This is a genomic window from Bacteroides ihuae (genome assembly GCF_900104585.1).
GTDB lineage: Bacteria > Bacteroidota > Bacteroidia > Bacteroidales > Bacteroidaceae > Bacteroides > Bacteroides ihuae.
Genome location: NZ_FNVX01000005.1, coordinates 673,109 through 694,236, shown reverse-complemented (window position 1 = coordinate 694,236; position 21,128 = coordinate 673,109). Strand labels below are relative to the sequence as shown.

12 protein-coding genes and 1 tRNA gene are annotated in these 21,128 nt (G+C 40.5%); 7 read left to right on the top strand and 6 right to left on the bottom strand.

Features of this window, described 5'->3' with window-relative positions; translation table 11 throughout:
- The first annotated feature begins 15 nt into the window (after positions 1-15).
- From BQ5338_RS08275 to BQ5338_RS08265, 3 genes are all read left to right on the top strand, one after another.
- Positions 16-1,212, top strand: a complete 1,197-nt coding sequence (locus BQ5338_RS08275; RefSeq protein ID WP_071146338.1) for a glycosyltransferase family 2 protein — start codon at positions 16-18, stop codon at positions 1,210-1,212.
- An 84-nt stretch (positions 1,213-1,296) separates the two neighbouring features.
- A complete protein-coding gene (locus BQ5338_RS08270) occupies positions 1,297-3,930 on the top strand; it encodes a PAS domain-containing hybrid sensor histidine kinase/response regulator (protein WP_071146337.1) in 2,634 nt (877 codons plus the stop codon).
- The gene (locus tag BQ5338_RS08265; protein ID WP_071146336.1) at positions 3,930-5,012 is read left to right on the top strand and encodes an endonuclease/exonuclease/phosphatase family protein; all 1,083 of its coding nucleotides are present in this window, start codon (positions 3,930-3,932) and stop codon (positions 5,010-5,012) included. The genes BQ5338_RS08270 and BQ5338_RS08265 overlap by 1 nt, the downstream gene beginning before the upstream one ends.
- A 116-nt stretch (positions 5,013-5,128) precedes the next feature.
- Here BQ5338_RS08265 and BQ5338_RS08260 read toward each other — a convergent pair whose 3' ends face one another.
- Entirely contained in the window at positions 5,129-8,371 is a 3,243-nt protein-coding gene (locus tag BQ5338_RS08260) for a TonB-dependent receptor (protein ID WP_071146335.1), read from the bottom strand.
- Between the two features lie 402 nt (positions 8,372-8,773).
- A complete protein-coding gene (gene ettA, locus BQ5338_RS08255) occupies positions 8,774-10,462 on the bottom strand; it encodes an energy-dependent translational throttle protein EttA (RefSeq protein ID WP_071146334.1) in 1,689 nt (562 codons plus the stop codon).
- Between the two features lie 205 nt (positions 10,463-10,667).
- Here ettA and BQ5338_RS08250 point away from each other — a divergent pair.
- The 4 genes from BQ5338_RS08250 to BQ5338_RS08235 all read left to right on the top strand — a co-directional run bounded on the left by BQ5338_RS08250 (position 10,668) and on the right by BQ5338_RS08235 (position 12,113).
- Positions 10,668-10,740, top strand: a tRNA-Lys gene (locus BQ5338_RS08250).
- Positions 10,741-10,990: 250 nt separating this feature from the next.
- The gene (locus BQ5338_RS08245) at positions 10,991-11,419 is read left to right on the top strand and encodes a DUF3791 domain-containing protein (protein WP_071146333.1); all 429 of its coding nucleotides are present in this window, start codon (positions 10,991-10,993) and stop codon (positions 11,417-11,419) included.
- Entirely contained in the window at positions 11,416-11,892 is a 477-nt protein-coding gene (locus BQ5338_RS08240) for a DUF3990 domain-containing protein (RefSeq protein ID WP_071146332.1), read from the top strand. Before BQ5338_RS08245 ends, BQ5338_RS08240 begins: the two co-directional genes overlap by 4 nt.
- Positions 11,889-12,113 (top strand): hypothetical protein, encoded by a 225-nt coding sequence (locus tag BQ5338_RS08235; protein WP_071146331.1) that lies wholly within the window; start codon positions 11,889-11,891, stop codon positions 12,111-12,113. The genes BQ5338_RS08240 and BQ5338_RS08235 overlap by 4 nt, the downstream gene beginning before the upstream one ends.
- Positions 12,114-12,328: 215 nt before the next feature.
- Here the strand turns inward: BQ5338_RS08235 and BQ5338_RS08230 are convergent, their stop codons facing one another.
- The 4 genes from BQ5338_RS08230 to BQ5338_RS08215 all read right to left on the bottom strand — a co-directional run bounded on the left by BQ5338_RS08230 (position 12,329) and on the right by BQ5338_RS08215 (position 21,099).
- Complete coding sequence (locus BQ5338_RS08230) at positions 12,329-14,746, bottom strand: glycoside hydrolase family 2 TIM barrel-domain containing protein (protein ID WP_071146330.1); 2,418 nt, start codon at positions 14,744-14,746, stop codon at positions 12,329-12,331.
- Positions 14,747-14,757: 11 nt separating this feature from the next.
- A complete protein-coding gene (locus BQ5338_RS08225) occupies positions 14,758-16,356 on the bottom strand; it encodes a glycoside hydrolase (protein WP_071146329.1) in 1,599 nt (532 codons plus the stop codon).
- A 75-nt stretch (positions 16,357-16,431) separates the two neighbouring features.
- A complete protein-coding gene (locus tag BQ5338_RS08220; protein WP_071146328.1) occupies positions 16,432-18,060 on the bottom strand; it encodes a RagB/SusD family nutrient uptake outer membrane protein in 1,629 nt (542 codons plus the stop codon).
- 6 nt (positions 18,061-18,066) lie between these two features.
- Positions 18,067-21,099 (bottom strand): SusC/RagA family TonB-linked outer membrane protein, encoded by a 3,033-nt coding sequence (locus BQ5338_RS08215; protein ID WP_071146327.1) that lies wholly within the window; start codon positions 21,097-21,099, stop codon positions 18,067-18,069.
- Between the last annotated feature and the right edge of the window lie 29 nt (positions 21,100-21,128).

Here is a 21,128-nt window from a genome sequence, read left to right as displayed (position 1 = left end):
ATAATAAAACACCCAATGAAAACTCTTGAAATAATCTTCTGGATATCCCTGTTTATCGTATTCTATACCTACATAGGTTATGGCATACTTCTGTATGCAATGGTAAAGATAAAAGAGGCTTTTGCTAAGCCCAAAAGTTTCATCCTGCCGAAAGACGAAGAGCTACCGGAAGTGACGCTGTTCATCACTGCCTACAACGAAGAAATGATAGTAGACGAGAAGATGAGTAATTCGCTGGAGCTAAATTATCCGGAAGAAAAATTACACATCGTATGGGTGACGGACGGAAGCAGTGACGCTACCAATGAACGATTGAAAAGGTGGCCGGAAGCGAAAGTGTTATTTCAGCCAAAGCGGCAAGGCAAAACAGCAGCCATGAACAGAGGTATGAAGTTAGTGAAAACACCTATAGTGGTGTTTACGGATGCTAACACAATGATAAACGCTGAGGCAGTACGCAACATTGTAAAAGCTTTCGCTGACCCTAAAGTGGGATGCGTAGCGGGAGAAAAGCGCATCACTGTGCAAACAAAGGATGGAGCGGCGGCAGGTGGTGAAGGCTTTTATTGGAAGTATGAATCTACACTGAAAGCTTTAGATGCAAGACTCTATTCTGCTGTAGGGGCAGCGGGTGAACTATTTGCCGTACGCAGGGAGTTATTCTGCGAGATGGATCCGGACACGCTTTTGGACGACTTTGTGCTTTCTCTACGCATTGCCATGCAAGGTTATAAGATTGATTATTGCAGCGAGGCGTATGCTGTAGAAAGTGGATCAGCGGACATAAAAGAAGAAGAAAAACGAAAAATACGTATTTCAGCCGGAGGATTGCAATCTATCTGGCGACTACGAGCGTTACTCAATCCTTTGAAGTATGGAATGTTAAATTTCCAGTATATATCTCACCGGGTATTGCGTTGGTCACTCACACCAGTGTTACTCTTTTTGCTTTTCCCCCTGAATGTAATCTTGCTCTCGTATGGAAAATCGTACATTACATATGGAATAATAATGGTTCTACAGATATTATTTTATCTGACTGCAATTTACGGACAATATTTATCGGCTAAGGAAATAAAAGCTAAAGTTCTTTTCATACCATACTACTTCTTCTTTATGAACATTAGTGTATTCAAAGGTATTGCATATTTATGGGCACACAAGGACAGTGGTGTATGGGAAAAAGCAAGAAGATCAAATAATAAAAGCTAATTTTTAACATTACATCCGTACAAGTATAAACTATTTTATGTACTTTTGTGCCATTTCCAGGTTTCTTCAGATCCAAAATACGGTATGAAAAGAATATTACACGATGCAACTTATTCCGACAGGATATTGCAAATGACTGCTGACACGATGCTTTTAATCGATTCAAAGGGGATCTGTCAAGATATCGCCACACACAGTAGCTTATGGTTTCTGCAAGAAGATATATTATTAGGCAAAAACATATTTGAAATATTACCTAAGCATACGTATAATAAAATATACCCTGAATTTAAACGTGTACAAAACGAAAAAACCGTCGTCAACAAGAATTATAAATTACCACTGGAGAAAGAAACCTTCTACTTTAAATGCGTCATGTACCCACTCGATGATATGGTACTCTGCCAATTTAGAGACATCACCGAACGATGCAATGTTAGATTAGAGTTGGAAAAAGCCAACCAAAAACTCAAGGTCATACAAAAATCATCACTCATAGGACAATGGATCTACACTCAGGAAGATGCCATGTTAGAATTTTATGGATATAGTAATACCTTTTTACCTGGAGATGAAATTCAACGAATGCCATTCAAAAAATACTTAAAAAACGTACTAGAAGAAGATAGAAAGCCTTTGGAAGAATGGTTACTGAACAATGCGAAGACGCCAGAAGAGAATAGTTTTGAATTCAAAGTGTATCACAACAAACAACTTGATTATCTCAAAACAGAGAAGCTTGTTATTAAATTAAATGATGATGGATCCCTCGATATGATTGAAGGATACACACAAAACATTACCGACATTAAAAGGCGAGAGCATGATATCAATATACTTACCCGCGCCATTAACAATGCTACCGAAGATATCTTTGCTGCAAAAAAAGATGGGACGCTAATCTTTGGCAATCGCAAGTTTAAGCAGCATCATAGAATTCCTAACTATAAAAGTTTATCTGAAATTAAAGTAGACCAGATGCCCTATGGCACCATAAATATGGGAAAATGGAATAAAGTGTTCGCCTGCACCCAAACGGGAAGTAGCAAGAATTTTATTACCTACAATCCTTTTCCCGAAAATAAAGAAATACTGGCTTTTGAAGAAACAGTATACTGCGTTAACAGCGATACCGGAGAAAAAAGTATATGGGTGTTCGGACGTGACGTATCAGAGCGTATCAAGTATGAGTCTCAGGTGAAAAGGCTTAATATGATAATGGATACAACAATGAAGAATCTACCGGCCAGCATTGTTGTGAAAGACGTCACTAATGCTTTCAAATATATATACCGAAATAGAGAAGCTAATTACAAAATAATTGAAGATTACAACTCCTCCATAGGGAAGAGTGATTTTGACTACCACCCTTTCGAAGCAGCACAACAAAAAAGAGTAGAGGATATGAATGTGGTCAAAAGCAAGAAAGAGATTCATGATATCTTTGAAAGTGTAGATGAGCACGGGATGCCAATCATATTGGACAGACGGAAATTTTTTATCGAAAATAAAGATTTCTCGCCTATCATCATCAATATAGAATGGGACATCACGCAGCAGGAAATGATGAAACGAGAGATTTTGGCGTCAAAAGAAAGAGCTGAAATGTCCGATAAACTAAAATCAGCTTTCTTAGCCAACATGAGCCACGAAATACGAACTCCGCTCAATGCCATCGTAGGATTCTCCAGAATTATAGCCGACAGTGACAACACCGACGAGAGAATGGAATACTATAACATCGTTGAAGCAAACAATGAGAGACTGCTACAATTGATTAATGAAATTCTGGATCTATCAAAAATTGAGTCGGGAATTGTGGAATTTACATTAGACAATGTTAACCTACACGTGCTATGTCGCGAAACTTATGACGCACATGTATTCCGCTGCCCGAAAAATGTAACATTGATATTTGATGAATCGGATCCGGGATTAGAAATAACTTCAGATAAAAATCGCATATTTCAGGTGCTATCCAATCTAATCGGCAATGCCTTTAAATTTGTAAAAGAAGGGAGCGTTCACTACGGATACAAGAAATTAGGAGAGTTTATCTTTTTCTATGTAAAAGATACCGGAATAGGCATATCTGAAGATAAAGTGGGACAAGTTTTCGATAGATTTGTAAAAGTAAATAATTTTGCTCAAGGTACGGGACTAGGATTGGCCATCTGCCGAACGATTGTGGAACGACTGGGCGGAACCATCTCGGTAGAATCAAAAGTTGGCCAAGGATCAACTTTTACCTTCTGCATACCTTGTCAAACACCTGAGACAGATGAAGAAAAGAGAAGAAAGGAATTAGAAATGGAGAAGATAGCAACAAAACAGGATGATTGCTCTAATAAAGAAAGAACGACTGCTACCATATTGATTGCGGAAGATACCGACAGTAACTTCGATCTATTGAATGCCATTTTGGGCAAGACATATAACTTACTACGTGCCAAAGATGGCGTTGAAGCTGTTCAAATGTACGATAAAATAAGACCGGACTTGATTTTAATGGATATCAAGATGCCTAACATGGATGGGCTAAGTGCCACGAAAGAGATTCGTAAGTCTTCTATCGACATTCCTATAATAGCACTCAGTGCGTATGCGTATGCGTATGATCGAGAGGCTGCCAATGAGGCTGGATGCAATGAATTTCTTACGAAACCGATTTCGCAAACAGATCTCAAAGAAACACTTAACAAATGGCTGAGTAGCTAATGGAAAGAACAACTGTAACCTTACGCAAATTCTTGCACACTCTGTTCTTATCAATCACTATCTTTTTAGGAGGCATAACCATAGCTGGAGCATTTGCACGCTATGTACCTCCCTCACAATCTGTGTTCTTAGCTTTTTTGGGCTTATTCTTGCCTGCATTAATCCTATTAAATATTTTTTTTATCATCTATTGGGCCATACGCCGACGTTTTTGGGTATGGATTCCTATTATGGCCATTATTGCCAATTCAGGCTTTTTAAGCAGCATACTCCAATTTCAACTAAGAGAGAAGGCATTACCACCCGGACATAAAAGCCTAACAGTAGCAACTTACAACGTGCATAACTTTGGTAAGGAAACCGACGGACACTCTTGCAAAGAAATAGCCCGATACATGAACGAACAGAAGGTGGATGTGATCTGCTTTCAGGAGTTCATGGCAACCAAAGAATTTACAGTAGACAGTATCAAGACAGCTTTCTCGACATGGAAATATAATGTGATGACTCCCGCTAATTTAGACCTGATCCCTCTGGCCATATTCAGTAAATACCCCATTGCAAAGAATGAGCTAACGATGTACACTAACAGCAATAACTGTAGCTTATGGTGCGATATATCAATAGGCAATAAAAAGGTGCGTATATTCAATAACCATCTGCAGACCACCAGCTTATCACAGAACAGAAAAAGGCTACAGGAAGAATTGGAAATGGGAAATGAGAGTATAGAAGGTGTTATATATGATATAATGAGGATCACAAAAGAGAATTTCATAAAACGAGAACAGCAGGCTCAGATTATACACAAGCTTTCTCTGCAAAGCCCCCACCCTGTATTACTCTGTAATGACCTCAACTCAATACCTTCCTCGCATGCATATCATAAGATCAAAGGTAACCTAAAGGATGGCTTTAAAACTTGTGGGCATGGGTATGCGTATACTTATCGCTATTACAAACGCATGCTACGCATTGATTACATCTTCCACTCCGCCGAACTACAAGGCATCCGGTACTTCTCTCCAAATTTGGACTTGTGTAGCGATCACAATCCGGTGATTATGGAAGTGGGGATATAAAAAGGTCTCTATCAAAAGTGAAATCAGCTTATATCAATAAAAAAATAGCCCAAGCATTGTATTACCAAGCTTGAGCTATTATTCAATAAGAAAGTAATCTTTCTAAATAGATTCCATTAATTAAAGATATAACGGACACCTATCTGTAACTGCCAGCAGTTAGATGAATTATTGTATTTCTCAAATGTCTTGGATATCAACTCTTTTTTACCATCTACAGTGTTATAGTTCATGTTATAAATAGGAACATTATTAGCATCCTTACCAGCATACTTTAGAACTTTACCATAGTTACTTGAAGAAGTTGTTTTTGTAACTCCCCATGAATCATTTAATAAATTCCCGATGTTGAGCACATCAAAACTGAACTGAAGAGTATTCTTCATTTTTCCTACATTTACATAAAATTCTTTTGCGAATTTTAAGTCAAAGCGATTAACCCAAGGAAGAGATGCAGAGTAAGCTTCAGCATATTCTCCTTTATGGTTCTTCAAATAAGAGTCCTGTTCAACAAAAGCCCAAAATGCATCAGCTTGCTGAGCAGCGGTGAATCCATTTGCATCAGCAAACTTGAGTTCATCTTTAGAACCCGGGATATACAATAAATCCATATTAATTCCATCTTGGTTCATGTCGTTAGAATATACATAGCTATAACGACCAGTACTATAACCAGCATAATACACTCCGATAGTAGTACCATTCCAAACAGAGCAAGAAGGTAAACGATAAGATAACGATGCTACAATCTTATTAGGAGTTACATATTGAGAATTTTGCAAACCAACTTGGTTAGGACCATTAACAGAAGGTTGGTTGCTCCATGCAGATGAAGCTTGGCTACCAGGGTTTCCAGAGATCTCTTTAACAACAGTATGAGTATATCCCAACATTACATTCAAATCTTTCAATGGATCAGCAGTCAGTGTGGCGTTCAATGTATAACCGTATCCTTTGCTATTATTTTTCAGCACCATTGCTTCAGATATTGGGGCATTGATTCTTGAAGCATCTCTTCCTGGATAAATAAAACGTTGATCGACACCAGAGAATTTTGATAATCCATCAGTATTAATCATATTCACGTTTTGCTGAGATACTGCATTAAGGTCTTTAGAATACATACCTTCAAGAGTAAGTGTCATTGGGATGGTTACAGGAAGTTGATAGTCAACTGCCAATGTACTTTTCCAAACCTGTGGCAACTTGAAATTACGGTCAACAGCTGCTAAAGAACTAGGAGCCGTACCTGCTGCTTGATCAGGTAATGAAAGAACTTCTTTCATTTTATTTACATCAGTCAACACACCACCGGCAAGTTTGCTTAGAACTGCAGCACTAGTCGTTTCATAAGTATTTTGAACCATTCCACTATTAGTTGGCATATTAGTAAAGAATACCAAAGGAATACGTCCAGTGAAAATACCTGTACCTCCGCGCACCTTCAGAGAATTATCTCCAAATACATTCCAATTGAACCCAGCACGAGGAGAGAGTAAAGCTTTAGATTTTGGCCATAAGCTTGTATCAATCTTGTATCCATTAATAAAAGAAAGATTAGAAACAGCTATGTTTTCTTCTAAATCGTTCAAATACATAGTATAATCTACTCTCAAACCTGCGGTTAATTTGAATCTATCATTTACATTCCATTCATCTTGAATGTATGAAGCTAGTTGGCCAAATCTTAGTTCAGCAGCGGGATTAGCTTTTCCACCATACCCGTAAGTAAGGCCAAATGCATTAGGAGCAGCACCATTCACAAAGTCATCATAACTAGCATAACGATAGTATCCTGTTCCATAACGCATAAACGAGTTAGAGACAGACTGATCCTCGTAGCTGACACCAGCAGTAAACTTATGATTACCTACCGAATAAGAGAAGTTATCAACAATAGTATAAATGTCGTTCTTTACACCATTATTCCAAGAAAAGAGTTCATAGCCTGCACTCATAAAAGCGTCACCATCTTTCAAGATATCAATATGAGGGAATGGACTCGAACCAGATCCTCTCATATCTTCGATCTTAGTATATGTTCCCAAAATTTGATTAGAAATTTTAGCATTGAAACGGCTATTTAACTCTGCAGTCACTGACTTCACCAGATTATCCATCGTATAGCAATTATTTAAAAAGGCCATCCCATTTTGCGAAATACGATTACTTGTAGTTCTGGGATTAGGTGCCGAATTACCGTTCGTAGCTACATCCGATGTATTCTTAGTATAATTATAACGAACTGTAAATTTATGATTTGCATTGATGTTCCAATCAATACGAGCCAATAACTTTTTATTTACCGTACCACCATCATAATTTGTATATGATCCTGCATCGTAGCCATATTTATCTTTCAAGACTGAAGCGAAATCCGACATGTCTTTTTCAGTTACACGGCTTATCATTGCACCAGCATTGGCAACTCCATCAGTAGATAATTTCCACTTATGAATAGGTTGTGGAGAATCTTCTTTTTCAGCATTTACAAAAAAGAACAATTTATTTTTTATAATAGGACCGCCAAAAGTAAATCCAGATGTCTTAGTTGATTCAGGTGAACGAGTTCCTAAGTCATAGTCGTCAACAGTATTACCTCTCATCTTTTCGTTACGAAAATAATGGTAAACTGAGGCTTTAAATGTATTAGTACCACTCTTAGTAATGGCATTAATGCCAGCACCAACAAAATTAGCCTGACGTACATCATAAGGCGCGATACTCACCTGTAGTTCCTCAATAGCATCGATAGAAATTGGATTTCCACCACCCGGAAGTGCATCACTAAGGCCGAAATTATTATTGAAATTAGCTCCATCGATAGTCACATTATTCAGTCGACCATCACGTCCGGCAAAACTCTTCCCACTACCAGAATAGGGAGATAGACGCGTAAAATCGCCCAAACTACGAGTAATAGAAGGAAGCATACGCATCTGCTCATTATTAACATTGGTAACTGCACCCGTTTTTTCTCCAGCAAACTTAGATCGGCTAGCTTGTATCACAACTTCATCTAATAGTTCAGTAGATTCTTTCAGTATCACATTCAAGCTATATGTTTCACCAAGCTGAAGAGCGATTCCTTTGTAAACTGCTGATTGATAACCAATATAAGAAACCGTCACCTTGTACGGACCACCCGTACGCATACCTTGCAATGAAAAACGACCATCAGCATTCGTAGTCGTACCATAATTTGTACCTGAAGGCTCGTGTACTACCTGAACAGTAGCTCCAATAACAGATTCGCCACCGGCAGTCACTTTACCGTTCATACTGGCAGTTGTAACCTGTGCATTGACCGTAAAGGCCAACACAGCCATTAAAGCCGAAAATAAGACTCTTTTTAACATAAAATGAAAAGATTTAGTGATAAACTAGAAATTCTTTATTTAATTGATGCAAAATTATGAAAAAAGTGCAAATAAACCAAAGCATGGAGCACCTAATATATTACATTCCCATTAAGAAACAAAAGGTACTAAAGCTTTAGATTAATGCACTTCGTCGACAAGCATAATTAAAATGCTCATTTTTAGCTAATTAAATAATAAAAAATCTGCAAATACTAAAAAAAACGCCTATGCATCAGTTTTCTTTATCTCACTCATTTCGAATTATTTGTTACGAAAGTGTTTCATTTTAAAACAAAAGGTATACTCATCAAAAGGGCTGAACTTATGCGAGTTCAGCCCTAACTTTATAGAATACAAATTGAGAATTATCAATCTAAAATAGTATGATTGAAAACCAAATTATCCTTGTATCAGCTTTCTATATCTCACACGTTTGGGTTCTTCATTACCTAAACGTTTCATTTTATTCTCTTCATACTCCGAATAAGATCCTTCAAAATAAAATACGTTAGAATCGCCCTCGAAAGCAAGAATATGTGTACAGATACGGTCGAGGAACCAACGGTCGTGGGAAATCACCACTGCACAGCCGGCAAAATCTTCCAGACCTTCTTCGAGTGCGCGCAAGGTGTTCACGTCAATATCATTGGTTGGCTCATCGAGTAAGAGCACGTTACCTTCTTCTTTAAGAGCCATGGCCAGATGAAGACGATTTCGCTCACCACCCGAGAGAACTCCGCAAAGCTTTTCTTGGTCACCTCCTGCGAAATTGAAGCGAGAGAGATATGCACGAGCATTGATGTCTCGTCCACCCAAACGCATCAGTTCATTGCCACCTGAGATAACTTGATAGACACTCTTATTGGGGTCAATATCTTTGTGCTGTTGGTCTACGTAGGCTACTTTTACAGTCTCTCCTACTTCAAACTCGCCTTTGTCGGCCTTCTCCATACCCATAATAAGTCTGAAAAGAGTCGTTTTACCGGCACCATTGGGTCCTATTATACCTACAATGCCATTGGGAGGAAGCATGAAGTTCAGATCATCAAACAGTAACTTATCGCCATACGCCTTGGCTACAGCTTTGGCTTCAATGACTTTATTTCCCAAACGTGGTCCGTTGGGAATAAAGATTTCCAATTTCTCTTCTTTCTCTTTCTGATCTTCATTGAGCAATTTGTCGTAAGAGTTCAGACGAGCCTTACCCTTTGCTTGACGAGCTTTGGGAGCCATGCGTACCCAGTCGAGCTCACGTTCAAGTGTCTTGCGACGTTTGCTGACTGTTTTTTCTTCCATCTCCATACGTTTGGTTTTCTGTTCCAACCAAGAAGAGTAGTTTCCTTTCCATGGAATGCCCTCGCCACGATCGAGCTCCAAAATCCATCCGGCTACATGATCGAGGAAGTAGCGGTCATGGGTCACGGCAATAACCGTTCCTGCATATTGTTGCAGATGTTGCTCCAACCAGTCGATAGACTCTGCGTCAAGGTGGTTGGTAGGCTCATCGAGCAACAAGATATCGGGTTTCTGCAGTAGTAAGCGGCACAGTGCCACTCGACGACGTTCTCCTCCTGAAAGGTTCTTCACGGGCTGATCTTCGGGCGGACAACGCAAAGCATCCATCGCACGCTCTAGCATGCTATCCAGATTCCACGCATCAGTAGCATCGATAATATCTTGCAACTCTGCCTGGCGGGCAAAGAGTTTTTCCATCTTATCAGCATCCTCATAATACTCCGGTTCGCCAAACTTCAGGTTGATTGCTTCATATTCCGCAAGTGCATCTACTACAGATTGCACCCCTTCCATCACCACCTCTTTCACCGTTTTGTTATCGTCAAGATGAGGTTCCTGTGCCAGATAGCCAACTGAATAACCAGGAGAAAAAACGACCTCTCCCTGATATGACTTCTCCAAACCGGCAATAATTTTTAGCACAGTAGACTTACCCGAACCATTGAGACCTATGATACCGATCTTGGCACCATAGAAGAATGATAGATAGATGTTTTTTAGTACATTTTTGTTTGGTTGAAAAGCTTTGCTAACCCCAACCATCGAGAAAATAATCTTTTTATCGTCAGCCATAAACAAGTAATATAAATAATTTTAGGTATAAAAACGATTCATTAAATAAGCTTTATTCAAAGTTGATAATCAAGTAAATAGCTATTGGTACCTCATGAATAAAGCGTATGATCTCCGACACAAAGATAATAAAAAAAGTTAGAATCATTTGGATGTTTCGATAATTCGATCTACATTTGCACCCGCTTAACAGCGATAAAGGATTGATTCGCTAGCTCAGCTGGTAGAGCACAACACTTTTAATGTTGGGGTCCTGGGTTCGAGCCCCAGGCGGGTCACTTAAGAAAAAAGGCTTGGAGATAATTTCTCTAAGCCTTTTTTTGTTACTACGACATTAAATAATAACGACCAATGACTAAGTGTCCACTTTTCCACTAAAATTAGATATTCATCCAGAGCGGTTACTATGTTCTATTGAAATTTCGTCCCAGTTTGAACAACAGATTGAACCATCTATAGTAAAATTATCTCTTTCAAGTTTCCTAAATCGGAAACATTTATATATCTTTGTAGGAAATGAGATAGCATATGAATGTAGACATTAATAAAATCGGAGCATTGATTTGTGAAGAGAGAATCCGACGTGGTCTGACGCAGGAGGAGCTTGGTATAAGAGTCGGCGTGGGCAAAGCTCAGATATCAAAAATCGAGAGCGGTAAAGGCTTAACCATAAAAACCGTAACCAAAGTATTGGAGGCTTTGAATATGTCGGCAACCATACGCCTGGTCGGCTCTCGCAATATTGAAAAACACATTATTGGGTACGTGATTGCCGTTATCAGCGAGTTTGCCAAAGCATATAATATGACTATCCGAGAGGCAAGCAACTACCTGAATCGTCACAAAGGATTTGATTTTCTTACCGAGCATTACGAAGCAGAGCATCTACTGTCTATGGATGATAGTGTACAGGATTTGGCTCGTGTTTGCTATAATAATGGAGGGGGAATATTATGAGGTTATATCACGGATCAAATACGGATATCAAAGTCATCGACTTTACCAAATGCAAACCCTACAAGGATTTCGGACAAGGTTTCTATCTGACAGAAATGAAGGAACAAGCAACACTTATGGCTCGGCGTACAGCATCAATTTACGGTGGAGATCCTCTCGTTTCCTGTTTTGAGTTTGACGAAGAAGGTGCATTGAACGACACTTCACTGTCGATTAAGCGTTTTGACGAACCCAATGAGGAGTGGGCATTATTTGTGATGGATAATCGAAGCAAAAAGCAAAAACATTCAACTCATGAATACGACATTGTTATTGGTCCGGTAGCTGATGATACTATTGCTACGCTATTTCGTAATTTTGATGATGGTATTATTGATTTGGCTATGTTAGTAAACGGACTCAAGTACAAGAAAATATCATCTCAGTATTTCTTTCACACGCAGAAAGCAAATGCATATCTGAAAAAACTATGAACAAGAAAGTGCAATATCTTATAGAGGGAATTACCAAGGATATCGTTGCCTACCTGATGCAGGAAAATGATATGGATCTCCCTACGGCAATAAGCCTATTCCATAATTCAGAAACATTTGAAAAGCTCTCGAACGAATCCACCGGACTATATATTGAGAGTTCAGCCTACGTGTACGAGATTCTTAAAACAGAATTGAAGATGGGAAAAATACAACAATAGTTCCGACATCGTTCTAATTATTGAATAGCAATAATAGAGAATTTGAGGGGTGTAATAAATGAGGAATCTACATAATCTGGACTCTTAACAAAAAAAGACTTAGAGAAAAATCTCCAAGCCTTTTTTAAATGATTTACTGATAAAGCGCCAGAAGTTAAACCCCGAAAGCCCATGTTAGCTCCTTTTCAGAGTTTTAATAGGCAACCTTATCATTATCACTTATTCTCAACCTGCAAAACAGCCTCAGCCCCTTTCAATAATGGTGACGAAAACTTAACCCGCACTTCTCCTTCCTTTCCAACAGTTTGTACATAAGCCAGCAGACGACCGCGGAAAACACGTTGACGGTGGTCGGTATAATCGCCCATATCATAATTGTCTGAGCCTTCAAGCCCTAAAAGACGAGCAGGACCTTCGATCTCGCATGTAATATTGTTGTCGGCAAGTTTCACTACGATACCGTTCTCATCAACCACCTCTATAGTAATATGGGCAGTAGAGCCTTCACCGGAAAGTATCTGACGATCAGCACTCACTCTTAATGCATACGGACGTCCGGATGTTTTTATCGAATAGCTCGATAAAACGTCACCTGCCTTAGTGCAACCTTCTGCTTTCAACTCTCCGGGCTGATAAGGAATATCCCAGTAGATTATTCCGGTATTCATATCATAAGACTTCATCTCTCCCACTACTTCACCATCCAACAATAAACGAGCTTGGGGAGCATTGGTATAGCATACTACGCGAATTTCCTGACCTGCTTCATAGTTCCAGCTATCCCAAGCATCAATAGATAGATTATTGTGTTTAGGATAGGTTCCGATATAAGTAACCGGATTCTCACTCCACAATGAAGCACGGAAATGCCCGCGAGGTTTGGTAAAACTTCCCAAATCAAGTAATCCCGTATAAAGTCCACGAGAAGGCCAACGACCTGATTCACCAAGATAATCTGTACCCGTCCAGATGAATTGACCGAAGATGAATTCTTTATCACGTACAGAGCACCAAGCTTCGTAATCAGAACGAGTTTCACTGCCATAGATGACGCGGTTAGGATAAGTTGCATGATCTAAGTCGTAGCGATCCTCCGTATAATTATATCCCACAACATCTATTGCCTGAGGGTATTCAGTCTGATTAGACATGACAACACCGGCAAGTGCTCCGGTTATAGCTCGTGAAGTGTCGACAGCACGCACACAAGCTGCCAATCGCTTAGCGATAGCTCCTATTCTTTTTGCATTTGGAGCATCGGGATTATATCCACCAAACATCGGTTGACTGATAGTGGAACCATTCAATATAGGATGAGAATAAGGATCATTCGGATAATCCACCTCATTACCTATGCTCCATAAAAAGACACATGGGTGATTACGGTCTCTACGTACCATATCAGTCACATCTCGCTCTATCCACTCCTCAAAGAAATCAAAAGAGCCGTCAAAACCGGGTTCGCCTACATTCCAGCCTTTTATCCACTTACGCTTGGGGAATTCCCACTCATCAGAAGCCTCATCCATAACAAGTAACCCCAATTGGTCGCACAGGTCATAAACGACCGGAGCTTGAGGATTATGGCTCATGCGAATAGCATTCACTCCTATCTCTTTGAGATTTTTCAAACGACGTTTCCACACATCGCGAGGCACCACCGCACCAAGTACGCCGGCATCGTGATGCAGACACACTCCTTTTACTTTCATCCACTTGCCATTCAGTGCGAAACCTTTATTTGCATCAAACTTCAGCGTACGTAAGCCGACTTTAATCTCACTACCATCAATACGCTTTCCATTACTTAACAATTCTGTTTTCAATGTATAAAGATAAGGAGAGTCCAAATCCCAACGCTGCGGCCTCAACACCTTCAGTGAAAGTGTTTCTTTGGTTATTCCTTTTTTCCCGTCAGAAACACGAACGCTTCGTTTAGCTACTTGTTTTCCTTCGGCATCAAAGAGTGTGGCTTGCAATTCCAGTTTACCAGCAGCATCTACATGTTTCTCTATATCCATATCTACAGCAATCGTAGCCATCTTATCAGTCAAAGAAGTTGCATGCCAGGCAACTCCCCACTGGGCAAAGTGTGTATTTGGAGCAGCGATCATCCATACATCACGATAAATACCCGACCCGGTGTACCAACGTGAGTCTGCATAACGGCTATGATCAACCCGAACAGCTAATACATTATCCCCCTCTTTCAGATAGTATGTCATGTCGTATAAGAAAGAAATATATCCATTGGGGCGTTTGCCTAAAAGGTGTCCGTTCAAATAAACTTCACTGCGATTGTAGATTCCTTCAAAATAAATATAATGGCGTGCGGCTTTATCCGCTATATTGAAGTGTTTGCGATACCAAGCTATTCCTGCCGGCAGATAACCGGTACAGCTAGCCAAAGAAGGAGATAACTGTCCTTCAATAGACCAGTCGTGTGGCAATGTCAGCTTTCGCCATTGACTATCATCAAAAGAGGATTGAACAAACGTTGAATCATCGGACAAGCTAAACAGCCATCGGTCATTAAACCTTTTAGCGTCACCAAACGAGACTTGCGCTTTCGCAGGCACAGCAGCGAAAATAACCACTGTAAATAAGGCGATAAAGTATAAGACTTTCTTCATAAATTATATCATTATAGATTATAAACGACAGTGGTTACACTTTGAGCATCCAATACGACGGGCTGGCCGACGGTCACGCTACCTTCTAGCAAACTTTTACTGCCCGTCGTAGTATAGGTATTGATTGATTTTACGTCGCTCTTCCATCCTACATGCGTTTCGTTAAGGCGTACGCCCTTATCGGACAAATTGGTATAAACAATCACAATTTTATCACTTGTTGGAGATATCCATGCTGAAGCGAAAAAGCTGCGTGATTCATTCAGCTCAATAGAAACACGACGGTATCCGGGACGGATGAAGCGGCTATAATTTCCTAATACCCAAAGCGTAGGAGTAGCCTGAAAAGTTCCTTCTTGCTGAATATCACCATCAACTCCTCCCGACGGAACTAATGATATTAGTAAAAAGCGATTTTTATGTCCCCAACGAGACACATCCATCGAAGTCCAATAACTCCATGAAGACACACCCGCCACTGTAAGGTCATTATGTATAACTTTAGACATATACAATGCAATGTCCATTTCAGAAGCTGCGTCATAACCTACGAATTCAGAAGAACTGTAACCATCACCCAGCATACTCCACTCACTTTGCCATACATCTATATCGTACTGCTGCGCTGCCTGGGCAACCTTTGAGCGCACATCGCGCATGCCATCCCACGTGCCGTCCGTCCAATAACTATGACCGCAAATTAGTTTTTCCAGATGAGTTAATCCGCCTACATAGGCTGAAGAAGCAGGATCAAAGAAAGCTGAAAGCACATTACTGCGATTAGCGTCGTTCTTCGTCTTATACAAATATTCCCAATCTCCCGATTCGCCCAGCAAGATGTTTGTGGACAAATTGCGGGAAGTTAAAGATCCATTCAGTTCACGAGTCAATAATGCCACCTCGTCATTTGTCCAACCGCTTCCTTCCTGACCACTGTCCCAGTTGTACTGAGGTTCGTTGACAGGCGAAATATGCGTCACCGGATAACCCAAGTTTACATAGTGTTGTGCTACATCAGACATGTAAGCCGCAAAATCATCATAATGCTCACTCTTCAGATTGGACACACCGCCACGGGCAGAAAAGCCTTTACCATTGTACGTATATTGCACAGGTGGAGTGTTACTGAAAAGGACAACGCTCTCACAACCAAATTCTTTGGCACGATTCAGAAAATAGCGTTGTCCTTCACAGCGCATCCAGTCAAGAGTCAAATTATCCGTCAGATAAGATTCTGCACGACGTGATTTATCTACGAGGCCACTCGCATCTCCCTGTTCGGCACTACCGCCCCCCAAGTTAACGCGCCACATGGACAATCCTATTCCTTGGGGATCACCAGATTGAATTTCAGTAGAGAAAAGTAGCTCACTTATTTTATCCCGATTCGTAGTCCAATACTTTCCTACATAAGCGGGCGACCAACAGTCTGAGGCGCCAAAACCAGTAATTGTCTGAAAAGTTTGTCCAACATCTATCTTGATCACTTTTTCCACACTGACTGTAGTTCCAGGATCTGTGTCAGACGTTTCATTCTTCGGAGAGTCGTCACTGCAAGCCAAAACTACAGATAGTAAAGGGGCACAAAGTAAATATTTAAATTTTATCATAATTATTCATTTAAAGAACTGTCGCGGATAATCCGCAAACTACCCGCGACAGCATATAAACAACCTATTGAAATATTAATTCCATCCAGGGTTCTGTACAATAGAGCCATTGGACATTGTTATTTCATACAAAGGAATTGGGAAGAGTAAGTCCCGGTTCTCATCAAAAGTATAGCCTTTATTACTAGGCTCGTATTGATTTTCCCACTCATACGAGTCGGCTGTTGCCTCATTCGTATTATACGCAACAAATGATCCATTTGGTCCCATTACATTGCAGATATCCTTCTTGCCATTATCATCCGTCCAACGACGAAGGTCATAGATGCGGTGATTCTCACATGCCAATTCAAGACGACGTTCTGCACGGATAGCATCACGAAGTTCATTACCGCTAGTCTCAACATTACCCAAGTGAACACGATTGCGCACTTGGTTCAAGGCACTGCGCGCATTTACATCATCATTCGTTTCATTGCACGCTTCAGCATACATCAGCAAAACATCTCCATAACGCAAGATGCGGTGGTTCAATGGAACTTTTGGCTGATTATAATTTTCGGGACGTTTGGCATATGGCAAATAGAATTTGCGGTTGATACGAGCCGACTTATGTTTAGCTGGTTCAATACAATAAGTACCATCCCCATTTTGGTCACCTTGTGCGGCAATGAGTTCAGTAAAATTATCTTCTCCTGCAATTTCTGTTGCACCATTCTTGATGATTGTCCACTTCAAACGTTCTGTATCTCCAGCTTCAATGAAAGCATTCTCGAGGTTAGCAGTAGGCAATCCCCATGCCCAACCATCTTGATCACCACCCGAACGGTTACCTGTCACGATAGACAAGCTACCTCCGAGATCATACGTTTCATCATAAGCATTTTGAACTTCAAAGAGTGATTCTTTATTGTTCTCTGCATCAATGCTCCATACATCACCAAAATCGGGCATCAGCTCATATTCCTTTTCATCGATAACTGTTTGGAGAGTCGTTTTAGCCTCTTCAAATTTATCTTGATAGAGATATGCTTTGCCCAACATTCCCAGCGCGGCACCACGAGTAGCGTGACCTACATCGCTTGCAGACAATTCACTGGGTTGCGGAAGTGCAGCAGCAGCATCTGTCAAGTCTTTTTCTATAAGTGCATAAACCTCCTCCACACTCGAGCGAGTGATGCCAGTCACCTCTTCGGGCAACAAGAAACCATCGATAATAGGTACACCACCAAAGTTCTTCACTAGTTCAAAGTAGAAGTAAGCACGTAGGAACTTTGCCTCAGCTATCAGACGATTCTTTTTATTCTCATCGAGAATGGGCGCCTTTGGAATGTTTTCAATAGCAATGTTACAACGCAAGATGCCTTTGTAGCGATATTGCCAGAAGTTTGAGACAGTACCGTTACTCTGTCCTACACCTTGATAGTGTGCAAGAGAGAGATATCCGCTTTGATCCTGCGTGGTGTTACCCATCCAAAGGTCATCACTACACATATCGGATAATATCCAGAAATTTTCAATCTGCCACCAACCATGGTAAGTGATTGCATTGTAGCAGCCAGTAAGGAACGCCTCTGCATCTGCTTCACTTTGGAAGTAGGTGTCAAGATTCTCTTGTCCTCTCACATCTTCCTCCAGAAAATCGGAGCATGACGAGAAGGTCACGGTGGCAAGGAATGCCAATATAATGAATAACTGTTTCATAAGGAATTAGAATTTTAAATCAATACCAAATAAGAATGTACGCGGATTAGGGTATGCAATCCAGTCAATACCCGTCTCAATAACACTTTTTCCAAGTTGCGGACGTTCAGGATCCATGCCTGAATAACCCGTGATGGTAAAAGGATTCTGAGCAGAGAACGAAAGGCGCAGCTCAGCATTGCCCAGCACTTTCTTTGGCAATGTATAGCCTACTTGAAGTAACTTGCAACGGAAATACGAGCCGTCTTCCACATAAAAACTTGAAACACGGGTATAATTCAGATTGTTGTCATTGGCCGTCAAGCGGGGAATGTCGTAACTGGTCCCTTCACCATGCCATGCCTTGTTCAATGTTCCGGCATATACATTACTACCATTTGCACCCGAATACAAGTTACGAGTTGTATTGAATATATCGTTTCCAAACGTTCCATAGAAGTTGGCAGAAAAGTCAAAGTTCCTATAGTTAAAGCCCATGTTCAATCCCATCATCAGGTCAGGATAGGCATTACCAATATAAGTTTTATCTTTATCATCCAACGTTCCGTCATGGTTCAAATCTTTGAAACGGATATCACCCGGTTCAGCATTCGGCTGCAAAATAGTTCCATATTCATTTGTATGAGCCTGCACATCCGTTTCATTTTGAAACAATCCGTCGGCCACGTATCCGTAGAAGCGACCAATTTCTGAATCGTCTTCATTACGGATAATCTGGTCAGAGTTAAAACCACCGGTATAGATAGGTCCATCACCCGAAAGTTTGATAGCCTTATTCTTCACTGCTGATAAATTTAAACCAACGTTATAGTTGAAATCTTTGGCGATTTTGTCATGCCAGTTAAAGCTCAGTTCCCAACCGGTAGCTTTCATACTACCAATATTCATGGTTACCTGGCTATTCCAATTCGGATAACCAATTGCTAAAATATTTTGCTTAGCATATAGCATATCACTTGACTTCTTCTGGTAAATATCGAATGTAACGTCCAAGCGAGAATTCAAGAGCGACATATCCAATCCGAGGTTATAGTCTTCTACAGTCTCCCATTTCAGTGTGTTATTTCCAACAGAAGAGATTGTTGTTCCTATCACGCGGCTTTGATCTGAGCCGAACACAGCATCTGAACTATCTAGGAGAGTCAGATAAGCGGAGTTTGAGATGCTCTGATTACCAACGCGTCCCCAGCCGGCACGTATTTTCAAGTTATCGAAAATGGTTTGATCCTCCATAAACTTCTCGCCAATCAGTCGCCAAGCTGCAGAAACAGAAGGAAACAAAGCATATTTATTACCTTTGGGGAACTTAGAAGAACCATCGGCACGTAATGAACCTGTAAGGTAATATCTATTATCGTAATTATACATCACACGTCCGATATAAGAAAGCAATGTGCTGAAGCTAGTATTACCATCTGATTTTTGATTCAGTGTACCGGCATGCACTTCTTGCAGATTATCAGAATTGTTAGGTGTGTCATCTCGTGCTCCGCTAACCCAATATTCCGCAAACCGTTCTGCAGTAAAGCCTACCATTGCATTCAGATTGTGCTTCTCAGCAATCGTTGTCATGTAGCTTGCTGTGTTGGTCCAGTTCCAGTCAAGCCACTCGGTCATCTTACGTGACACGTTACTATAAGTGGATTTTTCCAGCTGATCAATTTCAAACTCAGGAGTGAATTTATCCACTCTGCGAATATGTGCATTGACACCAAACTGCGTGCGCAGAATAAAGCCTTTGATGGGAGTTAGCTGCAAGTAAGGATTCAAAATAACACCATATTCACGGCTATACGCATTGGCGCGAGCAATGGATGCCACCGGATTCCAGGTCTGGTTGTTGTGTGAACGGGCATAATTGTTATACTCGTTATCCACCCATTCCGATTCGTCACGAAACACAGGAGTAGTAGGGTCCATTGACATGGCACTGCCAAATTGATCGGGAGTATCATCCCACGATTCAACGCGCGGAGCAATGTCAAAACCCATCTTTATATATTTATTAAAAGTATATTCTGTATTCAAGCGAGCATTAATCTTATCCCAATAACCAACGTCCAATTGTGATTTATTGCGGAAATATCCAAGGCTCAAATTATATACAATCTTATCATTTCCACCAGATACGCTAAAAGCATAGTTTTGCACAAGCGCAGTTTTATTCACCACTTCCTTCCACCAGTCAGTGCCTTCAGCATCAGTAATGTTTTCCTTGCTATTCCATACCGGCGTACGCCCTTCATTCGTATAGCGAGTCTTAAAAACCTGTTCGTATTCCGAAGCTTTTGCCATATTAGGGTCACTAATAGTCTGGAAGCCAACAGAGCTTGTGAAATTAAAACGTGTTTTGCCTACAGCTCCTTTCTTTGTCGTGATCAAGATAACGCCATTTGACCCACGTGTACCATAGATGGCTGCTGCCGAAGCATCTTTCAGCACTTCCATTGATTCAATATCATTACTATTCAGGAAGTTGATGTTAGTACCCACAGGCATGCCATCTACAACATATAACGGATCACTGCCGTTGACAGTGGTTACACCACGAATTAAGACCTTAGGCTGGGTACCCGGACCACCACCACTCATCACCTGCACACCGTTAACTTTACCCTGAAGAGCATCCATTGCATTGCCGGTAGTAGTTTCTGTAATCTGTTCACCCTTCACGGTAGAGATAGAACTGGTTAAGTCACTTTTCTTCACAGCACCATAGCCAATAACGACCACTTCGTCCAGCAACTCAGTAGCTTCTTTTAACGATACATTTATGACACTCCGTTCGTTCACCTGAACTTCTTGAGTTTTAAAGCCAATTGTAGAGAATACCAGCACCGCATTTTTAGGAACATTCATCAATGAATATTCACCATTGAGTCCTGTTATAGTACCATTACTAGTACCTTTAACCTGTACCGTTGTTCCTATCATCAATTCATTATCGGTGGCAGAAGTTACAACACCTTTCACCGTGACCTGCTGCGCATTGCCGTTTAGGGATAGCAGGCACAGAAATATAAATATGATTTGTTTCATATAATTTACGATTTTAAATTTAATATTTC

Bases quoted from the DNA above. Each gene is read 5' to 3' on its own strand.
- BQ5338_RS08215 (WP_071146327.1), bottom strand. From the start codon at position 21,099: ATGAAACAAATCATATTTATATTTCTGTGCCTGCTATCCCTAAACGGC.
- BQ5338_RS08230 (WP_071146330.1), bottom strand. From the start codon at position 14,746: ATGAAGAAAGTCTTATACTTTATCGCCTTATTTACAGTGGTTATTTTC.
- BQ5338_RS08240 (WP_071146332.1), top strand. From the start codon at position 11,416: ATGAGGTTATATCACGGATCAAATACGGATATCAAAGTCATCGACTTT.
- BQ5338_RS08245 (WP_071146333.1), top strand. From the start codon at position 10,991: ATGAATGTAGACATTAATAAAATCGGAGCATTGATTTGTGAAGAGAGA.
- BQ5338_RS08220 (WP_071146328.1), bottom strand. From the start codon at position 18,060: ATGAAACAGTTATTCATTATATTGGCATTCCTTGCCACCGTGACCTTC.
- BQ5338_RS08235 (WP_071146331.1), top strand. From the start codon at position 11,889: ATGAACAAGAAAGTGCAATATCTTATAGAGGGAATTACCAAGGATATC.
- ettA (WP_071146334.1), bottom strand. From the start codon at position 10,462: ATGGCTGACGATAAAAAGATTATTTTCTCGATGGTTGGGGTTAGCAAA.
- BQ5338_RS08225 (WP_071146329.1), bottom strand. From the start codon at position 16,356: ATGATAAAATTTAAATATTTACTTTGTGCCCCTTTACTATCTGTAGTT.
- BQ5338_RS08265 (WP_071146336.1), top strand. From the start codon at position 3,930: ATGGAAAGAACAACTGTAACCTTACGCAAATTCTTGCACACTCTGTTC.
- BQ5338_RS08260 (WP_071146335.1), bottom strand. From the start codon at position 8,371: ATGTTAAAAAGAGTCTTATTTTCGGCTTTAATGGCTGTGTTGGCCTTT.
- BQ5338_RS08270 (WP_071146337.1), top strand. From the start codon at position 1,297: ATGAAAAGAATATTACACGATGCAACTTATTCCGACAGGATATTGCAA.
- BQ5338_RS08275 (WP_071146338.1), top strand. From the start codon at position 16: ATGAAAACTCTTGAAATAATCTTCTGGATATCCCTGTTTATCGTATTC.